This is a genomic window from Streptomyces avermitilis MA-4680 = NBRC 14893, assembly GCF_000009765.2.
GTDB lineage: Bacteria > Actinomycetota > Actinomycetes > Streptomycetales > Streptomycetaceae > Streptomyces > Streptomyces avermitilis.
The window spans coordinates 5,075,476-5,098,349 of the sequence record NC_003155.5 but is presented as its reverse complement, the minus strand read 5'-3'; the positions used below and the strand labels follow the sequence as shown (position 1 = coordinate 5,098,349).

At 71.1% G+C, this 22,874-nt stretch carries 16 protein-coding genes, 4 tRNA genes and 1 other RNA gene; 11 read left to right on the top strand and 10 right to left on the bottom strand.

Translation table 11 applies throughout. The annotated features are described in order from the left end of the window. Positions 1–44 precede the first annotated feature (44 nt). On the bottom strand, positions 45–2,738 hold the full coding sequence (locus SAVERM_RS21460) for a SpoIIE family protein phosphatase (protein WP_010985579.1): 2,694 nt from the start codon (positions 2,736–2,738) through the stop codon (positions 45–47). A gap of 300 nt (positions 2,739–3,038) precedes the next feature. After that, positions 3,039–3,126 (bottom strand) — tRNA-Ser (locus SAVERM_RS21455). A gap of 71 nt (positions 3,127–3,197) precedes the next feature. Between SAVERM_RS21455 and ffs the strand changes: the two genes are divergently transcribed. From ffs to SAVERM_RS21425, 6 genes are all read left to right on the top strand, one after another. Further along, positions 3,198–3,296, top strand: an RNA gene (ffs, locus tag SAVERM_RS21450) — signal recognition particle sRNA small type. Between the two features lie 83 nt (positions 3,297–3,379). Beyond that, positions 3,380–5,920 carry a DNA polymerase III subunit gamma and tau gene (locus SAVERM_RS21445; protein ID WP_010985578.1) on the top strand — a complete coding sequence of 847 codons (2,541 nt, stop codon included), beginning with the start codon at positions 3,380–3,382 and terminating at the stop codon, positions 5,918–5,920. A gap of 80 nt (positions 5,921–6,000) precedes the next feature. Next, the gene (gene purD / locus SAVERM_RS21440; protein WP_010985577.1) at positions 6,001–7,254 is read left to right on the top strand and encodes a phosphoribosylamine--glycine ligase; all 1,254 of its coding nucleotides are present in this window, start codon (positions 6,001–6,003) and stop codon (positions 7,252–7,254) included. A gap of 406 nt (positions 7,255–7,660) precedes the next feature. After that, positions 7,661–9,634, top strand: coding sequence for a M48 family metalloprotease (locus SAVERM_RS21435; RefSeq protein WP_202498211.1), 1,974 nt, complete (start codon positions 7,661–7,663; stop codon positions 9,632–9,634). 162 nt (positions 9,635–9,796) lie between these two features. Continuing rightward, on the top strand, positions 9,797–11,341 hold the full coding sequence (locus tag SAVERM_RS21430) for a N,N-dimethylformamidase beta subunit family domain-containing protein (RefSeq protein WP_010985575.1): 1,545 nt from the start codon (positions 9,797–9,799) through the stop codon (positions 11,339–11,341). 203 nt (positions 11,342–11,544) lie between these two features. Next, positions 11,545–12,444 carry a phosphoribosylaminoimidazolesuccinocarboxamide synthase gene (locus SAVERM_RS21425; protein ID WP_010985574.1) on the top strand — a complete coding sequence of 300 codons (900 nt, stop codon included), beginning with the start codon at positions 11,545–11,547 and terminating at the stop codon, positions 12,442–12,444. Between the two features lie 51 nt (positions 12,445–12,495). Here SAVERM_RS21425 and SAVERM_RS21420 read toward each other — a convergent pair. The 8 genes from SAVERM_RS21420 to SAVERM_RS21385 form a co-directional block, all read right to left on the bottom strand. Continuing rightward, positions 12,496–12,571, bottom strand: a tRNA-Gly gene (locus SAVERM_RS21420). Positions 12,572–12,594: 23 nt separating this feature from the next. After that, entirely contained in the window at positions 12,595–13,242 is a 648-nt protein-coding gene (locus tag SAVERM_RS21415; protein WP_042493364.1) for a response regulator transcription factor, read from the bottom strand. Continuing rightward, positions 13,239–14,495 carry a sensor histidine kinase gene (locus tag SAVERM_RS21410; RefSeq protein ID WP_010985572.1) on the bottom strand — a complete coding sequence of 419 codons (1,257 nt, stop codon included), beginning with the start codon at positions 14,493–14,495 and terminating at the stop codon, positions 13,239–13,241. Before SAVERM_RS21410 ends, SAVERM_RS21415 begins: the two co-directional genes overlap by 4 nt. Before the next feature lie 28 nt (positions 14,496–14,523). Further along, a complete protein-coding gene (locus tag SAVERM_RS21405) occupies positions 14,524–15,303 on the bottom strand; it encodes an ABC transporter permease (protein WP_010985571.1) in 780 nt (259 codons plus the stop codon). Then, a complete protein-coding gene (locus SAVERM_RS21400; protein WP_010985570.1) occupies positions 15,300–16,313 on the bottom strand; it encodes an ABC transporter ATP-binding protein in 1,014 nt (337 codons plus the stop codon). The genes SAVERM_RS21405 and SAVERM_RS21400 overlap by 4 nt, the downstream gene beginning before the upstream one ends. Positions 16,314–16,483: 170 nt before the next feature. After that, positions 16,484–16,559, bottom strand: a tRNA-Gly gene (locus SAVERM_RS21395). Between the two features lie 79 nt (positions 16,560–16,638). Continuing rightward, positions 16,639–16,710, bottom strand: a tRNA-Gly gene (locus tag SAVERM_RS21390). Positions 16,711–16,910: 200 nt separating this feature from the next. After that, on the bottom strand, positions 16,911–17,228 hold the full coding sequence (locus SAVERM_RS21385; protein WP_010985569.1) for a histone-like nucleoid-structuring protein Lsr2: 318 nt from the start codon (positions 17,226–17,228) through the stop codon (positions 16,911–16,913). 359 nt (positions 17,229–17,587) lie between these two features. Between SAVERM_RS21385 and purS the strand changes: the two genes are divergently transcribed. The 5 genes from purS to SAVERM_RS21360 all read left to right on the top strand — a co-directional run bounded on the left by purS (position 17,588) and on the right by SAVERM_RS21360 (position 22,854). Continuing rightward, entirely contained in the window at positions 17,588–17,854 is a 267-nt protein-coding gene (gene purS, locus SAVERM_RS21380; protein WP_010985568.1) for a phosphoribosylformylglycinamidine synthase subunit PurS, read from the top strand. Next, positions 17,851–18,555: a phosphoribosylformylglycinamidine synthase subunit PurQ gene (gene purQ / locus SAVERM_RS21375; RefSeq protein WP_010985567.1), complete on the top strand. Its 705-nt coding sequence runs from the start codon at positions 17,851–17,853 to the stop codon at positions 18,553–18,555. Before purS ends, purQ begins: the two co-directional genes overlap by 4 nt. Beyond that, entirely contained in the window at positions 18,552–20,810 is a 2,259-nt protein-coding gene (purL, locus tag SAVERM_RS21370) for a phosphoribosylformylglycinamidine synthase subunit PurL (protein ID WP_010985566.1), read from the top strand. Before purQ ends, purL begins: the two co-directional genes overlap by 4 nt. A gap of 214 nt (positions 20,811–21,024) precedes the next feature. Next, positions 21,025–21,822 carry a maleylpyruvate isomerase family mycothiol-dependent enzyme gene (locus tag SAVERM_RS21365; protein ID WP_010985565.1) on the top strand — a complete coding sequence of 266 codons (798 nt, stop codon included), beginning with the start codon at positions 21,025–21,027 and terminating at the stop codon, positions 21,820–21,822. Positions 21,823–21,978: 156 nt separating this feature from the next. Next, positions 21,979–22,854, top strand: coding sequence for an META domain-containing protein (locus tag SAVERM_RS21360; RefSeq protein WP_010985564.1), 876 nt, complete (start codon positions 21,979–21,981; stop codon positions 22,852–22,854). Positions 22,855–22,874 lie beyond the last annotated feature (20 nt).

Below are 22,874 nucleotides of genomic sequence, written 5' to 3'. Positions count from 1 at the left end.
GGGCTCACGGGCTCACCGGCTCACAGGCTCACGGGCTCACCGGCTCACATGGCGGGATCACCGAACTGCTCGAGGAGAACGTCGATGGGTGTGTGGGCGGGAGCGGCGGACGCGCTGTCGTGCAGGGTCTGTTCCGCCCAGATGACCTTGCCGTAGGGCGTGTACCGCGTTCCCCATCGCTCCGCGAACTGCGCTACGAGGAACAGCCCCCGCCCGCCTTCGTCCGTGGTCGCCGCCCGCCGCAGGCGTGGCGAGGTGCTGCTGGCGTCCGACACCTCGCAGCTCAGACAGCGCCCGTACAGCAGTCTTACGGTGACCGGCGGAGATCCGTACCGAATCGCGTTCGTGACCAGCTCGCTGAGGATCAGTTCCGTGGTGAATTCGGACTCCTCCAGCCCCCACTCCCGCAGTTTCTCCCTGCACCGTGCCCGCACCGAGGGCACCACCGCCGGGTCCGACGGCACGTCCCATTCGGCCACGTGTGAGGGTGGGAACAGCCGAGTACGCGCCACCAGCAGTGCGATGTCGTCGGAGGGGTGCGTCGGCTTCAGGGCGTCGATCACCGCCTGGCACGTCTCCCCCGGAGTACGCTCCCCGGCTCCCTTCAACGCCAGGCGCAGCCCGTCCAGCCCGACATCGGGGTCGCGGGTGCGGTCCCTCACCAGGCCGTCGGTGTACAGCACCAGTTGTGAGCCTTCCGGCAGGTGCAGCTCCGCGGTTTCGAAGGGGTGGCTGCCCAGTCCGAGCGGGGCCGAGGCCGGCACATCGGGGCAGGTGACGGTCCCGTCCGGGCGCACGACGATCGGGTCGGGGTGTCCCGCACGGGCCACCGTGCACGCCCCCGTCACCGGCTCGTAGATCGCGTACAGACAGGTCGCTCCCGTCACCCCCTCTCCCTCGTGGGCCTGTGCGGCGTCGTCGGCGCTCTCCTCGTTGTCCATGCGTATGACCAGGTCGTCCAGGTTCCCGAGCACCTCGTCCACGGGGAGGTCCAGCGTGGAGAAGTTGTGCACCGCGGTGCGCAGCCGGCCCATCGTCGCCGCCGCGTGCAGCCCGTGACCGACGACGTCGCCCATCACCAGCGCCACTCGTCCGCCCGGCAGCGGGATGACGTCGAACCAGTCCCCGCCGACCCCCGCCTCCGCCGGCAGATACCGCCAGGCCACCTCCAGCGCGTCCTGCTCCGGCTGCCCCCGGGGGAGCAGACTGCGTTGCAGCGTCACCGCCATCGCGTGCTCCCGGGTGAACCGCCGGGCGTTGTCGATGGCCACCGCGGCCCGCGCGGCCAGCTCCTCCGCGAAGGACAGATCCTCCGGCTCGAACGCCGGGGAGTCCCCCGTCCGGTAGAAGTTCGCCACGCCCAACGACACGCTCCGCGCTCGCAGCGGCACGCTCACCAGCGAGTGCACCCCGCGTTCCAGGACGGCCCGGGCGCGCTCCGGATCCTGTTCCTGCCAGCCGCGCGCCTGCCGCAGGTCCGCCTCCAGCACGCCCTGCCCCTGGTTCAGCGCCAGCATCTGCGGGGTTTTCGGCGAGAACGTGATGACTTCGTCCAGCGGATACATCGGCATCATCTCGTGCTCGCCGCCGATCGCCGCGCGCCGCAGCCGCCGCCATCCCTCCGCCGTCGGCTCCCACCCCTGAAGCACCGAATCCAGCAGATCCACCGTGACGACCCCGGCGAACTGCGGCACCGCCACATCGGCCAGCTCCTGCGCCGTACACCTCACATCCAGCGTCGTCCCGATCCGCACCCCGGCCTCGTACAGCAGCTTCAGCCGCTCCCGCGCCACCTCGGCCCGCCCCGAGACCGTCGCCAGCTCCGTGGTGTCGCGCAATGTCACCACGCTGCCTCCCCGGCCCTCGTCCGGGAAGGTGGGCCGCTTGTTCACCGCCAGCAACCGGTCCTCGGCGAGAAGCACCTCGTCGGTGACCTCCTCCGGTGACGTGAGCAGGCGCGTGATCTGCTCCGGCAGACCCAGCTCCCGCACCAGGGACCCCCGCGCGTCCCCGGGCAGGCCCAGCAACCGCTTCGCCTCGTCGTTGGCCAGCACCAGCCGCCCGTCGGCGTCGATGATCAGCACGCCTTCCCGCACCGCGTGCAGGACCGCGTCGTGGTGCTCGTACATCCCCGCGAGCTCCGCCGGGGCCAGGCCGCGCGTCTGCCGCAGCAGCCGCCGGGACACCAGCGTCGTCCCGGCCCCGGCCAGCGCCACCGCGGCCGCGCCGGCGCCGAGAGCGATCGGCAACTGCGGCAGCCACAGCCTCGCCACGTTCTTGACCGTGATCCCGGCGGACACCAGTCCGACGACCGTGCCGCGCGCATCGGTCACCGGAACCACCGCCTGCACAGCCGTTCCCTCCCCGGTCGGCAGGGGCGGGCCGCCGGCCTGTTCGACGACGGTACGGCCGTGCAGCGCCGGTTCGATGGTGCCGACGAACTTCTTCCCGATCTCCTGCGGGTAGGGGTACGTGTAACGGATCCCCCGGGTGTTCATGACGACGACGAAATCCACGCCCGCCTTCTTCCGTGCCTCCTCGGCCCGCGGTTGCAGCACCGCGGTCGGGTGCGGGCCGCGCAGGGCCTCGACCATCCCGGGGGCACTCGCGAACGACTGCGCCGCGACGACCGAATCCCGCTGCGCCTGCTGCACGGCTTCACGCGCCGCCTCGAGCACCATGGCCGCCACCGCGGCCACGACCAGCAGCACCACGATCACGACCTGAAGAAGGAACACCTGCCCGGCCGTAGTGCGCGGGGTGAGCAGGAAAGCGCGACGATCACGCGAGCGTCCGGTGGGCGGAGGACGCAACGGGGTCCGATATCGCCCGAAAGGCACCTTCACGTACCCTTCATAACACTCTCTGCGCGAGGCCGAACCGACTTCGGCGGCAAGCCGGGACCCGGTGGGCGCCGCCCGCCTCAAGCCGACTGAAGGCCGACCGAAGAGCCGACCGACACGGAAACCGGGACGGACAACGAAGAAGGGCCCCGCTGCAAGCAGCGGGGCCCTTCGACATCGTGCCCGGTGAGGCACTGGCGGAGGATACGAGATTCGAACTCGTGAGGGGTTGCCCCCAACACGCTTTCCAAGCGTGCGCCCTAGGCCTCTAGGCGAATCCTCCGCCGCAAACAATACAAGACGTTGAGGAGTGCTCGCGAACTCGTTCCCCCCGCTCGGATCGGGTACTGTGAGCGCAGCCCCTCACGTGGCGCTATCTGACTGAACTCCCCCAGGGCCGGAAGTCAGCAAGGGTAGGTTGGCTCTGGCGGGTGCGTGGGGGGCGCTTGCGTTCCCGGAGGGGCGTGGGGGAGGCGAGCGGGGGCGAGCCGTTCGGGCGGTCCTGGTTGTCAGTGGGCGCCTATAACCTCGTATGTGTGTCGTCTCTCGCGCTGTACCGCCGCTATCGCCCGGAGTCGTTCGCCGAGGTCATCGGGCAGGAGCATGTCACCGACCCGCTGCAGCAGGCGCTGCGGAACAACCGGGTCAATCACGCGTACCTGTTCAGCGGTCCGCGCGGATGCGGGAAGACCACCAGCGCACGCATCCTGGCCAGGTGCCTGAACTGCGAGCAGGGGCCCACGCCCACCCCCTGCGGCGCATGCCAGTCCTGCCAGGACCTCGCGAGGAACGGGCCGGGATCGATCGACGTCATCGAGATCGACGCCGCTTCGCACGGTGGTGTGGACGACGCGCGTGACCTGCGGGAAAAGGCCTTCTTCGGACCGGCGGGCAGCCGGTACAAGATCTACATCATCGACGAGGCCCACATGGTCACGTCGGCCGGTTTCAACGCGCTCCTCAAGGTCGTCGAGGAGCCGCCGGAGCATCTGAAGTTCATCTTCGCGACCACCGAGCCCGAGAAGGTCATCGGAACCATCCGTTCGCGGACCCATCACTATCCCTTCCGGCTCGTGCCGCCCGGGACCCTTCGGGAGTACCTCGGCGACGTGTGCGGGCGGGAGAACATCCCCGTCGCGGACGGGGTGCTGCCGCTCGTGGTGCGCGCCGGCGGCGGTTCCGTACGTGACTCCATGTCCGTCATGGACCAGCTGCTCGCGGGAGCGGGCGCCGACGGTGTGACGTACGCCATGGCCACCTCGCTCCTCGGGTTCACGGACGGGTCGCTGCTCGACTCGGTGGTCGAGGCGTTCGCGTCGGGCGACGGAGCCGCGGCCTTCGAGGTCGTGGACCGGATCATCGAGGGGGGCAACGATCCGCGGCGGTTCGTCGCCGACCTGCTGGAGCGGCTGCGGGACCTGGTGATCCTGGCCGCCGTGCCCGACGCGGGCGAGAAGGGGCTCATCGACGCTCCCGCCGATGTCGTGGAGCGGATGCAGGCCCAGGCCGGGGTCTTCGGCGCCGCCGAACTCAGCCGGGCCGCCGACCTCGTCAATGAGGGGCTGACGGAGATGCGGGGCGCCACTTCGCCCCGGCTCCAGCTCGAACTCATCTGCGCGCGCGTGCTGCTGCCGGCGGCGTACGGCGACGACCGTTCGCTCATGGCCCGGCTGGACCGGCTGGAGCGCGGCGTCAACTTCTCCGGCGGGGGTGCGGGGCCGGCCATGGGGTACGTGCCCGGGCCCGGCGCGCACGGCGGGGCTTCGGTGCCTCAGATGTCTCAGCCGGCCCAGACGCCTCAGGTGCCGCAGATGCCTCAGATGTCCCAGGGGTCTTACGCCCAGCAGGCCCCCCAGGTGCCGCCGGGGGGCGGAGTCGATGCGGCTCGGGCCGCGGTGCGGGGCGGGCCCGGTGGGGCGGGCGGTCCTGCCGCCGGGCAGGGCGTACCGGGTGCGGAGGCCGCGTACGGGGATGTCGACGCCGGGGTGGCCGGCTCGGGCGCGGCTTCGGCGCCCGTCCAGGAGGCGCCCGCGGAGGCTGCGCCGCCCGCTTCCCAGCCGACCGCTGAGCAGCCCCAGCCCCAGCCACCGGCACAGCCACAACCTCATACCCAGCCGCAGGCTCCCGCCGCCGCGCCCGCGCCCGCACCGGGAGCCTGGCCCACCGCGAGCGCCGCGGGCAGCGGCCGGCGTCCGGGTGGCTGGCCGACGGCCACGCCCGCGGGCGGGGGACAGCCGCAGACTCCGGCCGCCGCTGCCTCTGCCGCTCCCCCCGCTTCCGGCCCTGCCCCGGCTTCCGCTCCGGCGCCCTCAGCCCCGGCGCCCGCTCCCGCCGCGGCCTACGCCCCGGCTGCCGGTGGGCCCGACCCCCGCATGCTCTGGCCGAACATCCTGGAGGCGGTGAAGAACCGGCGCCGCTTCACCTGGATCCTGCTCAGCCAGAACGCGCAGGTCACGGGTTTCGACGGCACGACGCTCCAGATCGGCTTCGTCAACGCGGGCGCGCGGGACAACTTCGCGAGCAGCGGCAGCGAGGACGTACTGCGGCAGGCGCTGGCCGAGCAGTTCAACGTGCAGTGGAAGATCGAGGCGGTCGTCGACCCGTCGGGCGGTTCGGCCCAAGCGGCGGGCGGGGGCTCCGGCCCCCGGGTTCGGCGGCGGCGGTGCCGGGTTCAACGCGGGCGGCGGCTCCGGCTTCGGCGGCGGGTACGGCGGAGCTCCGGCCGCCCCGCGCCCCGCGCCGCAGCAGTCCGCCCCACCGGCGCCGGGCCCCGCCGCGTCGGTGGCTCCGGCCCCGTCCGCCAGACAGACTGCGCCCGCCCCGGCATCCACACCACCGCCCGCTCCGCCACGGCACATCGCCCCCGAGGACGACATGGGGGAGGACGACGACCCCGACCTCGACGAGTCCGCCCTCTCGGGCCACGAACTGATCGTCCGGGAGCTCGGGGCGACGGTGATGGAGGAGTTCTCCCACGAGTAAGGGCGCCGGCAGCGGCCCGGCGAGGAGGGGTGTGGCTCGCGGCGTCGCGGATGTCCCACAGCCCCCGCCCGTTCCTCGCCCGACCCTTCGACTAGGACGAACGCACAAACCATCGCGCCGTCCCCCTTCGGCGGCCCCCACAAAAGCACCCGCCCCAGCCGGTTAGGCTGACCCCGTGAAGGTCCTTGTCATCGGTAGTGGCGCCCGCGAACACGCCCTGTGCCGTTCCCTGTCCCTCGACCCCGACGTCACCGCGCTGCACTGCGCCCCCGGCAACGCAGGTATCGCCGAGGTGGCCGAGCTGCACCCGGTCGACGCCCTGGACGGCGCGGCCGTGGCCGCGCTGGCCACCGAGCTCGGTGCCGATCTGGTCATCGTGGGCCCGGAGGCACCCCTCGTCGCCGGGGTCGCCGACGCCGTCCGCGCGGCCGGCATCCCGGTCTTCGGCCCCTCCAAGGAGGCAGCGCAGCTCGAGGGCTCCAAGGCCTTCGCCAAGGATGTGATGGCAGGAGCGGGCGTACCCACCGCGCGTTCGTACGTCTGCACGACGCCGGAAGAGGCCGAGGAGGCGCTCGACGCCTTCGGCGCCCCGTACGTCGTGAAGGACGACGGACTGGCCGCGGGCAAGGGCGTCGTCGTCACCAGCGACCTCGACGCCGCCAAGGCGCACGCGAGGGCCTGTGAGCGGGTGGTCATCGAGGAGTTCCTCGACGGCCCCGAGGTCTCGCTCTTCGCGATCACCGACGGCGTGACCGTCGTCCCGCTCCAGCCCGCCCAGGACTTCAAGCGGGCTCTGGACGGCGACGAGGGCCCGAACACCGGCGGCATGGGCGCGTACTCGCCCCTCCCGTGGGCCGACCCGAAACTCGTCGAGGAGGTTCTGCAGACGGTCCTGCAGCCGACCGTCGACGAGATGCGCCGCCGCGGCACCCCGTTTTCCGGTCTTCTTTACGCGGGTCTCGCGATCACTTCGCGCGGCGTACGCGTGATCGAGTTCAACGCCCGCTTCGGCGACCCCGAGACCCAGGTGGTCCTCGCCCGGCTGCGGACCCCGCTCGCGGGCGTGCTCCTGGCCGCGGCCGACGGCACCCTCGCGGACCTGCCGTCCCTGCGCTGGAGCGACGACTCGGCGGTCACCGTGGTCATCGCCTCCCACAACTACCCCGGCACCCCGCGCACCGGCGACCCGATCACCGGGCTCGACGAGGTCGCGGCCGAGGACGCCCCGCACGCGTACGTCCTGCACGCCGGGACGAAGCACGACGGCGACGCGGTCGTGAGCGCGGGCGGCCGGGTCCTCTCGGTCACCGCGACCGGCTCCGACCTCGTACAGGCGCGCGAGCGTGCCTACACGGCGGTGGACCGCATCGGCCTCGACGGCTCCCAGCACCGTACGGACATCGCCGCGAAGGCCGCCGTCGGAGCCTGATCCCCCTCCCGCCGACGACGAACGAAGATGAACCCCGCAGGCCCCGAAGGACGAACCCCGCAGGCCCCGAATCCGTCCAAGGATTCGGGGCCTGCGTCGTGGCGGAGCCGCTGTCGCGGCGGGTTTCCGGAACCGAGGCCTGATCATTGCCCTGCGTCATCCACCTTTCCCCAAAGCCATTCCATCGAGTGACCGATGGCCCATCCTGCTGACGAGGCCGAAGGGCCCAACTAGGGTGCGGCGCAAGCGTTCCGGCACTTGGCCCACTGGCATTGCGATGTCAGTGAGGGGTGCCACAGTGGGGGAGTGAACAACGCCAGGGCATCCGGCGGCGACCGCTGTGACGGTGACTGTCACAGCGCACGCCGCGCGGAACAGTAGGGGGTGACCTCCGGTCGTGACCGGTATGGGTGTGGAGGTGGGCGTGCAGGCAGCGCGCTCCCGGGCTCTCGCCGTGCTGCGCATCCGCAGCAGGGCGCTGGCCGTCGCCCTGCTGCCCGCGGCCGTCGCCGTCGTGCTGATCGCCGGCGGCACCAGCGGCCACATCAGCGGTGGTCACTGGGGCGTCACGCGCTGGATCGTCACAGGCGTGGCCGTCGTCGTCCTGCTCTGTGCCGCGGGCGTCGCGCTGGTCGTCGCCCGCGCCCGCCCCGCCGTGAGCCCCACGGTCCAGATCGCCGAGGACTCGGCCCCCGATCTGTACCGCATGGTGCGTGACCTGGCCGACCGTCTGGAAGTCCCCGCCCCCTCGGCGATAGCGCTCACCCCGGACTGCGACAGCTGGCTGGAGGACCGCACCCACCGCGCCCAGAGCCCGCCGGCCGCCGAATCCGGCGACGACACGGACGGGATACGAGGCCTCGCGGGCCCCCGGCACGGCCGCCCGCCCATCGCCCCCGTCCTCGTCATCGGCTCGCCGTTCCTGTGGTGGATGCGGGTCGGCGAGCTGCGGGCGGTCCTCGCCCCGGTCGTCGCAGGTACGGGTCCCTCGGCGCACCCCGACATAGCCGCGGCCCGCCGTTTCGTACGCGGGCTGGACGCGGCGGTGGCCGTCACCGCGGCGCCCACCCGTGGCCCCCTCGCCCGTACGGTGCTGGCCGGGGTCGGCTGGGTGACCCGCCTGCTGCTGCGCAGCTGCCGGGGCCATGCGGCGGAGATGGAGCGGGGAGTGGCGGCCGCGGCGGCCGAGCGTGCACAGACTGTGGACTACGGCGTGCGGATCGTCGCCCAGGAACAGGTGGGCCTGGCGTACGCGGGCTGGGACCGCCTGCTCACCAGGGTGGCGCTGCCGGCCTGGCGGATGGGCCGCTGGCCGTCGCGCCTGGACGCGGGTGTGGTCGCGGCCCTGACGGAACTCTCGCGCCGGGACCGCCTCGCCGAGGGCTTCACCTCGCGCCTCGGCGAGCGTCCGGCCTGTGACCTGTTGGAAGAGCCCGGTGTGGTGGACGAGGCGGCCTCGCTCCTCGCCGCCCGTCTGTTCCACGGAGGGCCCGCCGAGTGCGGTCCCGACTGGGCGCCGGTGGGGTGGCAGGAGTACCCGGACGAGGTCGTCGACCGCACATGGCGCACGGACGCGGCCCGCCTCCACCGCGTCCTGGACGCCCAGGGCGTCCACGTCACCACGCATCCGCCGACCCGGGACGCCGACGCCCCGACCCTGTCCCGGGTACTGGACCACTTGACGGTCACCCCCGCGGACAGGCACGCCGCTCCTTCCGCTCCTCGTGGGGGCCGACCGGAAAAGACCGGAGCGGCTGGTCCGGCGGCGGACCCCACCGAGCCCGCAGTCCCCACCGACGCGCGCGAGCGCCACGACGACGAGCACCAGCAGCACCACCACGACGGCGAGGACGGAGACGACGGGGACAGGGGCGGGGTCGGAAGCGGGACCGGGACCGGGGACAGGGATGGCGGCAGGGACGGGGACAAGGACGGGGACAAGGACGGGGACGGGGACGGGGACGAAGGCACTCTGGGAACGGAACGCACGGCGACGCTGGCGGCCGGTCTCAGCGCGGAACTGGCCCGCGAGGAGGCGGCGGCCCCGGTACGCGGCGGCGGCACGGAGCAGACAGGCCCCGACCGAACCCTCTGGGACGACGGAATGCTTCCTCTCTTCCCCCTCCAGCCCCCGAGATCGGGCCGGGAAATCCTCGCCGACCACGTGACGGCGATGATCTGCTGCGCCGCGATGGACACGGCGGGTGCGACACCCGGCCTCGACTGGCTCGACGGCCCCACCCTCCTGATCAACGGTGAACGGGCCGCGGACCTGACCCCCCGAGTCCTCACCTTGATAGAGGACGGCGACCCCACACCCCTCCGATCCTGGCTCCACCACTCGGGCATCCGCCCGGAAAAGCCGGTCCGCCTGGTCTGACGGCCCAGGGCCACACGCTCCGAGGCGGAGCCCGCGGTTCCGGTCACGTCAATTCGCGACGAACGGTGACGGACTGGGTGCGTAATGTGATGTGCTGGGACCGATCGCGTACATGGAAATGGCATACGACGGCTGACGGGGGCACGAGGGAGGGGACGGCGCATGGGATCGGAGCAGATCCGCCGCTGGGAGTCGGGCGCGCTGGCGCACGCCGTGACGGACCCCTTCGGCCAGGGCCCCGTCCCCTGGCTGCGCGGCGACGAGCAGTACTTCGACGACACCGGCCAGGTCGTCCCCTGGTACATCGACCCGGCCCCGGGAGCCACCGCTCTCCAGGGCGACACCCCGGCCCGCGACAACGGCCGAGGGACATCCCGCACGGGGAGCGCAGCACGCGCCATCCCCCACCCCCGCGCCGGCGGCCCCCGCTCCGCCGACGACGTCCACCGCCAGATCAAGGGCTTCACCGCCACCGGCGCGGCCGCCCCCGGCGAGGCGATCGACTTCCACATCACCGTCGACCCGCCCCAGGAATTCAGCGTCGACATCTACCGCATCGGCCACTACGGCGGCGACGGGGCATGCAAGATCACCACCAGCCCCCGGCTCTCCGGCATCGTCCAGCCACCCCCGCTCACCGCCGACCGCACGGTCTCCTGCCACCACTGGTGGCTGTCCTGGCGGCTCCAGATCCCGACGTACTGGAGCATCGGCGCGTACGTCGCCGTCCTCACCACCGCCGACGGCTACCGCTCCCACGTCCCCTTCACGGTCCGCGACAACCACCCGGCGGACCTGCTCCTCCTGCTCCCCGACATCACCTGGCAGGCGTACAACCTCTACCCGGAGGACGGCCACACGGGCGCCAGCCTCTACCACGCCTGGGACGAGACCGGCCGCCTGCTCGGCGAGGCCGACGCCGCCACCACGGTCTCCTTCGACCGCCCGTACGCCGGCGCGGGCCTGCCGCTCCACGTCGGCCACGCCTACGACTTCATCCGCTGGGCCGAGCGCTACGGCTACGACCTCGCCTACGCCGACGCCCGCGACCTGCACGCCGGCCGCGTCGACCCCACCCGCTACCGCGGCCTGGTCTTCCCCGGCCACGACGAGTACTGGTCGACGCACATGCGCCGCACCGTGGAACTCGCCCGCGAACACGGCACGTCCCTCGTCTTCCTCTCCGCCAACACCATGTACTGGCAGGTGGAGTTGGGCCCGTCCCCGTCCGGCGTCACCGACCGCCTGCTGACCTGCCGCAAGCGCCGAGGCCCCGGAAAACCCGCCCTGTGGCGCGAAATCGATCGCCCGGAGCAGCAGCTGATCGGCATCCAGTACGCGGGACGGGTCCCCGAACCCCACCCCATGATCGTCCGCAACGCCGACCACTGGCTGTGGGAGGCGTCCGGCGCGTACGAGGGGGAGGAGATCGGCGGCCTGGTCGCGGGTGAGGCCGACCGTTACTTCCCGCGCACCGCGCTCCCGGAGCACCAGGACCGCATCCTGCTCTCCCACTCCCCCTACCAGGACAGCGAGGGCAGCACCCGCCACCAGGAGACCTCGCTCTACCGGGCCCCGTCCGGCGCCCTGGTCTTCGCGGCCGGAACCTTCGCCTGGTCCCCGGCCCTGGACCGCCCCGGCCACGTCGACACACGAATCCAGCGGGCCACGGCCAACCTCCTGGACCGCATCTGCAAACACGACTGACGACGGGGCTCCGACCCGACCGCCCCCGCCCCGCCCGCGCACGTCCACCGGACCCCGCCCGCGCACGACCACCAGGCCCCGCCCGCGCACGTCCACCGGACCCCGCCCGTACGACCGCCACGCCTCCGCATCCGCTCCTGGCCAAGATCACTCCCCGCATACGGGAGAATTGAGCCACTTGGACAGAACCACGGGGAGGAACCGTGTCCGGATTCGTCGAAAAGCCCGAGCCCCTTCAGGTGCCGGGTCTGGTACATCTGCACACCGGCAAGGTGCGCGACCTGTACCAGAACGAGGCGGGCGACCTCGTGATGGTCGCCAGCGACCGTTTGTCCGCATTCGACTGGGTGCTGCCGACCGAGATCCCCGACAAGGGTCGCGTTCTCACCCAGTTGTCCCTCTGGTGGTTCGACCGGCTTGTCGACCTGGCCCCGAACCACGTCCTGAGCACCGAGCTCCCGCCCGGCGCCCCCGCCGACTGGCAGGGCCGCACCCTCATCTGCAAGTCCCTGAAGATGGAGCCCGTGGAGTGCGTCGCGCGCGGCTACCTCACCGGATCGGGCCTCGTCGAGTACAACGAGACCCGCACCGTCTGCGGCCTCGCCCTCCCCGAGGGCCTCGTCGACGGCTCGGAACTCCCGGGCCCGATCTTCACGCCCGCCACCAAGGCCGCGGTCGGCGAGCACGACGAGAACGTCTCGTACGAGGAGGTCGCCCGCCAGGTCGGCGCCGAGACGGCGGCGAAGCTGCGCCAGACGACTCTCGCCGTCTACGCCCGCGCCCGCGACATCGCCCGCCGCCGCGGCATCATCCTGGCCGACACCAAGTTCGAGTTCGGCTTCGACGGCGACACCCTCGTCCTCGCCGACGAGGTCCTCACCCCGGACTCCTCCCGCTTCTGGCCGGCCGACCAGTGGGAGCCGGGCCGCGCGCAGCCTTCGTTCGACAAGCAGTTCGTCCGCGACTGGCTGACCTCGCCGGAGTCCGGCTGGGACCGCAAGAGCGAGCAGCCCCCGCCGCCCCTGCCTCAGCACGTCGTGGACGCGACCCGCGCGAAGTACGTGGAGGCGTACGAGCGCCTCACGGGCGCGAACTGGTCGTAGCCCGCAACGGCACAACGAAAAGCCCCCGACCTGAGGTCGGGGGCTTCTTCGTGGAGCGGACGACGAGGCTCGAACTCGCGACCTCAACCTTGGCAAGGTTGCGCTCTACCAACTGAGCTACGTCCGCACGGCGCCGTGGCGCGAGAGCAACTATACCCAACCTCGTTCACGCGCGAGGCGCACCGCCGTATGACGGTTCTCCGCGCCGAGCTTCGACACGGCCGACGACAGATAGTTCCGCACGGTCCCCTCCGCCAGGGCGGCCCGCTCGGCGATCTCCGCGACGGGCGCCCCGTCGGCGGCGAATTCGAGCACCTCCGCCTCCCGCACGGTCAGCGGCGAGTCCCCGGCGGAGATCGCGTCGGCGGCCAACTCCGGGTCCACGTAACGATTTCCCGCGTGCACCGTACGAATGATCTCCGCCAGCCGCTGGGCACTGACGGTCTTCGGGACGAACCCGCGCACACCCGCCTCAAGCGCCCGCTTCAGATGCCCCGGCCGCCCATGACTCGTCACGATCAGCACCTGGCAGCCGGGCAGTTCGGCGCGCAGAGATGTGCTCACCCTCACACCGTCCGCCCCCGGCATCTGGAGATCCAGCACGGCCACATCGGGCGCATGTGCCCGCGCCATCGCGAGCGCCTCCGGGCCGGTCGCCGCCTCGGCCACCACCAGCAGGTCCTCCTCCAGCGCGAGCAGCGCGGCCAGCGCCCCCCGGATCAGATGCTCGTCGTCGGCGAGCAGCACCCGCACCGGAGCCTGGGCCGACGAGTGCGGGGCGGACGGAACGGACGTCATGGAGTGACCTCACTCACCGAGGGCAGGACAGGCGTGGACAGTGGGGGCGCGGGCGGTGCCGGAAGCGGAATCCGCGCGGTCAGCCGGAACAGCCCCTCCCCGGAGGGCGCGGCCCGCAGCGTGCCGTCGACCACGGACAGCCGCTCCCGCAGACCCGCCAGCCCGGATCCGCCGCCCGGCGCGGAGTCGGGTACCCCGTCGTTCTCCACGGTGAGCACGACATGGCCCTCCACCGTCCGCAGGGTCACCACACAGCGTGCGGCGTTCCCGTGCCGCAGCACGTTGGTGGTCGCCTCGCGCACCACCCAGCCGAGCGCCGACTGGACCGGCGCGGGCAGCCCGGCCGCTGATCCGCTGACCTCGCAGTCGATGCCCGCGGCCGTCAACACGCCTTGCGCGCCGGCGAGTTCCGTGCCGAGATCGGCCTCGCGGTAACCGCGCACCACCTCGCGCACCTCCCGTTGTGACTCGCGCGCTATCCGCTGCACCTCGATCATCTGCTCCACCGCCTCGGGCCGCTCGCGCCGGGCGAGTTGGACCGCGAGTTCGCTCTTGAGGGCGATCACCGCGAGGTTGCGCCCCATCACGTCGTGCAGATCACGCCCGAACCGCAGCCGTTCCTCGGCGACGGCGAGCCGGGCCCGGGTCTCGCGGGCCTCGTCCAGTGTGTAGACGGCGTCGAGCAGCCAGACGGAGAACGCCGAGCTGAAGGCGAGGAACCCGGTGGTCACCAGTACCGCGATGGCCGTGGCCAGCGCCACCGGCCCGGACAGGCCCAGGGGGAACGACACACTCCCGGCACCCACCGCGAAGCCCGCCACCATCGACAGCATGCGCCGCCTGTTACGGATGCCGAGCGCCATGGTGCCGGCGCCGAACCCCAGCACCGCCACAAAGACCGTGCCCGCCGCGCCCGCCGCGTCCGTGCCGCCGGGACCGTGTGACGCGAGGAGGAGCGCGCCGATGCCGATCAGCGCGGTGGCCGCGCCCAGCGCGCCGAGCATGCGTATCGGCTGTTCCCGGCGGCCGCGCGTCCAGTCGAGCGCCTGGGAAGCCGTCGCCATGCACAGGGCGGCGTGCGCGCACACAGCAACGAGCACCAGCACCGAGAACGGCTCCGGCACGCTGCCGAAGGCCACGAGCCCGATCGCGGAGATCTCGATCAGTCCGAAGAAGTGGAACGACCACCGCGTATACGTCTCGACCTTCGCCGGAGTGGTCTTCCCCCGCCACCAGGCCCTGGGTGTGCTCATCTTCTGCCTCCCCCCATCACTGCGGCGCTCAGCGCCTCGGCTCCCACCGGAACCACCGTCGTACAGCAAACACCGCGATCACGATCCAGGCCACGCCCGTGCAGACGGCGCCCAGGGTGTCGTACATCGAGAGGCCGCCGGTCCAGCCCGCGCGTAGCAGCCGGATCGCCGGGGAGAGCGGCAGCAACTCGCAGACCGAGGCGGCACGGTCGGGCAGAGCCTCCAGCGGGATCGTGATGCCCGAGCCCAGCATGGACACGAACAGCATGGGCAGCACCGTCACCTGCGCACTTTCCACGGTCCTGCTGAAGGCGGCTGTGACGGCCGCCAGAGCCGCGCAGAGTATGAGACCCAGCGAGAGGCCGAGGACGACGAGATGGGGCGCTCGGGGCGCGCCGGCGTCGAGGAGCGCCATGCAGCCGACAGCCAGGAGCACGGACTGGGCAAGGCCGATGCAGACGGCGGGCAGCGCGGCGCCGACGAGGATCTCGGGATCGCTGAGCTCGCCGGTGCGCAGCCGCTTGAGGACGAGTTCCTCCCGGCGTGAGACATAGACGCTGACCAGGGCCGAATACACCGCGAAGAGCAGGGAGAAGCCGATCGCGGCCGTGAGCATCACCGTGCCGAAGGTGAATCCCTCGGACTTGAGGTCCATCTGGTCGGCTGCCGGCTTCGCACTGAACGGCAGGGCCAGGGGGACGAACAGGGCTGTGACGATCACTCCCCTGTTGCGGGTCAGCAGCATCGTCTCGGCCCGCGCCAGGGCGCGCAGCCGCCCTGCCGGGGTGGTGGGCGCGACGGTGCTCATGCCACGGCCTCCTTGCCGCTCGCGGTGGTCCCTGACACGTCCGTGCGTCCCGGCCGGCCCGGACGGTCTCCGGCTGCCTCCCGGGCTATCCGCAGGAACGCCTCCTCCAGCGACGCCGATCGCACGTCGAGCCCCCGCAGCTCGACCTGGGCGCGCTGTGCCCACAGCAGCAGAGCGGTGGCCGTGCGCTGGAGTTCGTGCGTGCGGAGCCGGACCGTGCGGCCCGTCGTCTCGTGGGTGCTCACGCCGAGGTCCGCGAGCGGGGGCAGGTCCCCCAGGAAGTAGCCGTCGGGCAGGTCGAAGGAGATACGGGACGGCTGGGCCGCGGTCACCTCGGCCGGCGTACCGGCGGTCGCGATGCGCCCCTCGTGGAGTATCGCGAGCCGGTCGGCGAGGCCTTCCGCCTCCTCCAGATAGTGCGTGGTCAGCAGTACCGTCGTACCACCGTCGCGCAGCTCGCGGACCAACTCCCAGGTCTCCTGGCGGCCTTCGGCGTCCAGGCCGGTCGTCGGCTCGTCGAGGAAGAGGACCTCGGGGCGGCCGAGGAGCGCGAGCGCGAGGTCCAGGCGCCGCCTTTCGCCCCCCGACAACTGCTTCACGCGTACGTCGGGCCGGCGCTCCAGGCCGACCAGTGACAGCGCCTCGCCCACCGGCCGGGCGCCGCTCGTACAACCCGCCCACATCCGCACGGTCTCCGCGACCGTCAGCTCGGACGGGAAGCCGCCCTCCTGCAGCATCACGCCGGTCCTGGGCCGGACGGCCGCCCGCTCCTCGTACGGATCGTGGCCGAGGACGCGCACGCGACCGCCGGACGGGGCCGCGAGGCCCTCCAGCAGCTCGACCGTGGACGTCTTGCCCGCGCCGTTCGTCCCCAGCAGGGCGAACAGCTCCCCGCGCTCCACCGAGAACGTGATCCCGCGGACCGCCTCGAAATCTCCCCCGTACACGCGCCGCAGATCAGTGACCTCAATCACATGATCGTGCTCACGCTCGTGCTCGCTCGTGTTCATGAAATCAGCGTCCCCGCGGGGGAGGCGCCGCAGCAGTGCGTGGTGTCATCACTCCGCATGACAAATGTCAGATGCGCGGAGCCCCCGGGGGAATGCCTGCCCGCGGATGAGCTGAGGAACGCCTTGAACACGAGAAAGACCCCGGTCGACTGACCGGGGCCTTCACTTTCTGGAGCGGACGACGAGGCTCGAACTCGCGACCTCAACCTTGGCAAGGTTGCGCTCTACCAACTGAGCTACGTCCGCATTGCCTCCGACCGGCTCTCACCGATCGGCGCGAGCACCACCCTACCTGATCCACAAGAGTGGTCGGTAAGGGATGCAGAGCGGGTGACAGGAATTGCACACTGCGCCTTCCCCCTGGAAGGGGGATGTTCTACTACTGAACTACACCCGCGTGACTCCGGGAGCCGGGCCTTTCGGCCTTGCCCCTCGGCGTGCTCCAGACTCTAGCTGATCAGCAGGGGGGCAGCGCAAGTCGGTTCTCTGCGGGGGTGGATGACCGGCCGTCGGCGAGCCCCCTCCGACGGCCCACGCGTGCCCCGCGGACGGAGCCGGTGCACGGCCGGCGCGGAGCCGGTGCGCCCCGGCGCGAAGTCAGTGCGCCTCGGCGAACGCCTCGTAGACCTTCTTCGGAATCCGGCCCCGCGGCGGAACCTCCAGCTTGTTGGAACGGGCCCAGGCCCGGACGGCGGCCGGATCGGGGGTCAACGCGGTGTGCGTGTACGCCTTCCCGGACTTCGCCTTCTTGCGGCCGGCCTCGACGTAGGGCGCCAGCGCCTTACGCAGTTTCTTCGCATTGGCTTGATTGAGGTCGATCTCGTACGACTTGCCATCCAGTCCGAAGACGATCGTTTCCGCCGCTTCTGAGCCGTCGATGTCGTCGGAGAGAGTGACCACGACACGCTGCGCCACGAATATCGGTCCCTTCGTGCGACACCTCCGTGATCACAACCACGACGTGCTGAGACGGCATGGAGATGTCGGGGAGATGTCGACTGTCCGGCTGTAATTGGGAAAGTATCGGCTATTGCCAATTCCTTTGTACAGTGCCCGGCATTGCATTGTGAAGACCGACTGAATACCTCAGCGTGTCTGCGTGCAATGGAGTCCTACCGGTCTTCTGCGGTTTTTCCCAGAATTTTCCGTGTGGGCCCCCGCGTCGATGCGTGATCGTGATGGCGGTCACGTAGGATTCTACGAATCTACGCGGGTAGAAATTTTGTGCGGGTAGTCTGAAGGGACCTGCTCAGCACCACACACCGGGAGTGCCAGTGGCACGCGTCGTAGTCGACGTCATGCTCAAGCCGGAGATCCTCGACCCCCAGGGCCAGGCGGTGCAGCGTGCACTGCCGCGTCTCGGTTTCGAAGGTGTCTCCGACGTACGTCAGGGAAAGCGATTCGAACTCGAGGTGGACGGACCGGTGGACGACGCCGCGCTCACCCGCATCCGTGAACTTGCGGAATCCTTCCTCGCCAACACCGTGATCGAGGACTTCACCGTGAAGGTGGAGGACGAGAAGGTGGAGGCCGGAAAGTGACCGCTCGTATTGGCGTCGTCACTTTCCCGGGCAGCCTCGACGACCGGGACACCCAGCGCGCGATCAAGCTCGCCGGCGCCGAACCTGTCGCTCTCTGGCACAAGGACAAGGACCTCAAGCAGGTCGACGCCGTGGTGCTGCCCGGCGGATTCTCGTACGGCGACTATCTGCGCGCTGGCGCCATCTCGCGCTTCTCGCCGGTCATGGAGACCGTCATCGAGCAGGCGAAGTCGGGAATGCCGGTCCTCGGCATCTGCAACGGCTTCCAGATCCTCACCGAGGCCCACCTCCTCCCCGGCGCGATGCTCGGCAACAACCATCTGCACTTCATCTGCCGCGACCAGAAGCTGCGGGTGGAGAACGCGGACACCGCCTGGACCAGCGACTACGAGGCCGGCCAGGAGATCCACATCCCGCTGAAGAACATGGACGGGCGGTACGTCGCCGACGAGCGGACCCTCGACATGCTCGAGGCCGAGGGCCGGGTCGCCTTCCGGTACGTGGTCGGTGGCGCGGCCGCCGACGGGTACGGCAACCCGAACGGTTCGCTGCGCGACATCGCCGGCATCACCAACGAGGCCGGGAACGTCGTCGGTCTCATGCCGCACCCCGAGCACGCCGTCGAGCCGCTGATCGGTACGGGCCGTACCGACGGCCTCCCCTTCTTCACCTCGATCCTCAAGAAGCTGGTCAACGCATGAGCCGCACGCCTCTGGACACGGTCGAGCACGCGGCCGCGACCCCCGACGTCGAGCTGCCCTGGGCCGAACTCGGCCTGAAGAAGGACGAGTACGAGCGGGTCGTGGAGATCCTCGGCCGCCGGCCCACCGGTGCCGAGCTCGCCATGTACTCGGTCATGTGGTCCGAGCACTGTTCGTACAAGTCGTCCAAGGTCCACCTGCGCCAGTTCGGCGAGAAGGCCCCGCAGAGCGACGCCCTCCTCGTCGGTATCGGTGAGAACGCGGGCGTGGTGGACGTCGGCCAGGGGTACGCGGTCACCTTCAAGGTCGAGTCGCACAACCACCCCTCGTACGTCGAGCCCTACCAGGGTGCGGCCACCGGCGTCGGCGGCATCGTGCGCGACATCATCGCGATGGGCGCCCGGCCGGTCGCCGTGGTGGACCCGCTGCGCTTCGGTGCGGCCGACCACCCCGACACCAAGCGCGTGCTGCCCGGTGTCGTCGCGGGCATCGGCGGCTACGGCAACTGCCTCGGCCTGCCCAACATCGGCGGCGAGGTCGTCTTCGACGCCTGCTACCAGGGCAACCCGCTCGTCAACGCCGGTGCCATCGGCGTCATGCGGCACGAGGACATCCACCTCGCCAAGGCGTCCGGTGCCGGCAACAAGGTCATCCTGTACGGGGCCCGTACGGGCGGCGACGGCATCGGCGGCGCCTCCATCCTGGCCTCCGAGACCTTCGACGACGCCAAGCCGTCGAAGCGCCCCGCGGTCCAGGTCGGCGACCCCTTCCAGGAGAAGCTGCTCATCGAGTGCACCCTGGAGGCCTTCGCCGAGAAGCTCGTCGTCGGCATCCAGGACCTGGGCGCGGCCGGTCTGTCGTGCGCGACGAGCGAGCTGGCGTCCAACGGCTCCGGTGGCATGCGCGTGACGCTGGACGACGTACCGCTGCGCGACTCCACCCTCTCGCCCGAGGAAATCCTCATGAGCGAGTCGCAGGAACGCATGTGCGCGGTCGTCGAGCCGGAGAAGGTCGACCGCTTCCTCGCGATCTGCGAGAAGTGGGACGTCATCGCCACCGTCATCGGTGAGGTGACGGACGGCGACCGCCTCGAGATCTACTGGCACGGCGGCAAGATCGTCGACGTCGACCCGCGCACGGTCGCGCACGACGGTCCGGTCTACGAGCGCCCGTACGCCCGTCCGGAGTGGCAGGACGCCCTCCAGGCCGACGACGCGAACAAGCTGCCCAGGCCGTCTTCGAGCGAGGAACTGAGGGATCAGGTCCTCAAGCTGGTCGCCTCCCCGAACCAGGCCTCCAAGTCCTGGATCACCTCCCAGTACGACCACTTCGTGCAGGGCAACACGGTTCTCGCCCAGCCCGAGGACTCCGGCATGATCCGCATCGACGCGGAGTCCGGGCTCGGCGTCGCCATCGCCACCGACGGCAACGGCCGGTACGCGAAGCTCGACCCGTACGCGGGCGCGCAGCTCGCCCTCTCCGAGGCGTACCGCAACGTGGCGACGACCGGTGCCAAGCCGCTCGCCGTTTCCGACTGCCTGAACTTCGGCTCGCCCGAGGACCCGGCCGTCATGTGGCAGTTCGCCGAGGCCATCCGCGGACTCGCCGACGCCTGCCAGCAGCTGGGCACCCCGGTGACCGGCGGCAACGTCTCGCTCTACAACCAGACGGGCGAGGTGGCCATCCACCCCACGCCGGTCGTGGCCGTGCTGGGCGTCATCGACGACGTCGCCCGCCGCACCCCCGTCGCCTTCCAGGAGGAGGGGCAGCTGCTCTACCTCCTCGGCGACACGCGTGAGGAGTTCGGCGGTTCGGCCTGGTCGCAGGTCGTGCACGACCACCTCGGCGGGCTGCCGCCGCAGGTCGACCTGGAGCGCGAGCGGCTGCTCGGCGAGATCCTCATCTCGGCCTCCCGCGACGGCATGATCGACGCCGCGCACGACCTGTCCGACGGCGGTCTGATCCAGGCCGTGGTGGAGTCGGCGCTGCTCGGCGGCAAGGGCGCGCGGCTGGTCGTTCCCGATGGTCTGGACGCTTTCACCTTCCTGTTCTCGGAGTCGGCGGGCCGTGCGGTCGTCGCCGTCCCGCGCTCGGAGGAGCTCCGGTTCAACGACATGTGCGGGGCGCGCGGGCTGCCCGTCACCCGTATCGGTGTCGTCGACGGCGATTCGGTGGAGGTGCAGGGCGAGTTCACGCTCCCGCTGGCCGAGCTGCGGAAGGCGCACGAGGAGACGATCCCGGCGCTGCTGGCCTGAGATTCGGTACGTCGCCGAAGGCCCTGCCCGGACTCCGGGCAGGGCCTTCGCCCGTACTCCGCCGTGGACGCCGTACGCCGTCAGTTCCTGGAGATGGGCGAGGCGCGACCCCTCGGTTGAACCCGGAGCCGTTCGCTCGTCAGGTGCATGATCTCCTGGTCGCCACCCAAGAAGGGCCTGAGCGGATACGCGGTCAGGGCCTAGGCTGAGGATCATGCCCCCGGCCAAGAAGCGCACCCGCACCTACGACCCCGCCAGGATCCGGGCGGCGGTACTGGCCCAGTTCGGGAACGTACGAGAGGGCGTAAGGGCCCTTGACGACGAGCAGTTGGCGCGGCCCACGCACCTCGGGGACTGGAATGTGCGGGAGTTGGCCGCGCACACCACGATGGCCATCGAGGCCGTCAACAAGTTCATCGACAGGCCCGCGCCACCGAAACAGGAAGTCACGCTGCTGGACTGGCCGTTCGTGACCGCGGTGAACGCCGAAGCGATCGCCGACACGAGCCGCGAGCCGGCCGCCGGTCACCCGGACCTGGACGCCTTCCTCGCCGTCACCGAGCAGCGTTTCACCGAGCGGCTGGCCGCGCACCCCGACACCCGTTTGCTCCTGACGGGCACCGGCCCCATGAGCCTCGGCGACTACCTCGTCACCCGCACCGTCGAACTCGTCGTCCACACCGACGACCTCAACCGGTCCGTCCCCGGCCTCGACATCCCGTACGACCGCCAGGCCCTCGCCGCCTGCACCCGGCTGCTCGCCGACGCGCTGGCCGTGAAGGCACCCGGCGCCTCCACCGAGGTGCGCATCCCTCCGTACGCCGTCGTGCAGTGTGTCGAAGGCCCCCGGCACACCCGCGGCACCCCGCCGAACGTCGTGGAGACCGACCCGCTCACCTGGATCCGGCTCGCGACAGGCCGCCTCGACTGGACGACCGCGCTCGACGACGCCCAGGTCAGCGCGAGCGGCGAGCGGGCCGACCTGGGCGGACTGCTCCCCCTCATGAGCTGACCCGAGCCGGTCACGAGTTGACCCGAGCCGGCCACCAGCCGGCCACAAGCTGACCCGAGCCGGCCACAAGCTGACACGAGCTGGCCACAAGCTGACCCGAGCACGCGTGGCCGCCCGGAGCGGAACCAATCACCCCACCCGCCCCGTCCAACCGGCATGTACAGGCAGCGACTGACACTCCCGGCCTTGACCCTCACCGCCCTGACCCTGCTCCCGCTGGCCGTGGCCTGCGGCAATGAGAAGGGCGGCGGTACGGGCAGCAGCTCCGTCGGCGCGGACACCGAACCGTCCGTCACCGGCGTCCACTGGACCGTGGACAGCGTGACCGTGAACGGCACCACCCACCAGGCACCCGACGGCGCCCATGTGGAGATCGCCGAGGACGGCCGGGCCACGGGCAACTACGGCTGCAACAGCTTCCACTCGACCGCGACCTTCAAGGGCGACCGCATCACCCTGAGCAGAACGCTCAGCACCGAGATGGCCTGCGAGAAGCGTCCGATGGAGTTCGAGACGACCCTCGCCCGCGCCCTCGCCGCCGGCCCGCTCACCGCCGAGGCCGGCCAGGGAAAGCTGACGCTCACCACGGCCAAGGGCGACCGCGTCCACCTCACCGAGGAGAAGGACGCCCCGCTCTACGGCACCAAGTGGACGGTCAACTCCCTGATCGGCGGCGACGTCGCCCAGTCGCTCCCCGCGGCGGCCGACGGCAAGGCCTGGCTCACCTTCACCAAGAAGAGCGAGAGCGGCGACAAGAAGAGCGGCGAAAAGGAGCGCGGCGACAAGGAGGTCGGCACCGTCAGCGGCAGCCTCGGCTGCAACCGCGTCTCCGCCATGGCCACCGTACGCGGCAGTCACATCACCCTCGGCGCCCCCCGCACCACCCGCCAGATGTGCTCCGGCTCACTCATGACGACCGAGAAAAGCCTGCTGAAGCTGTTCGACAGCACGGTGAGCTACCGCATCGACCACCGCGCCATCACGCTGACCAGCGAAAACGGCGAGGGTATCGGAGCGATCGCCGACAGGTGACCCCAGTCCACCCCGATGTC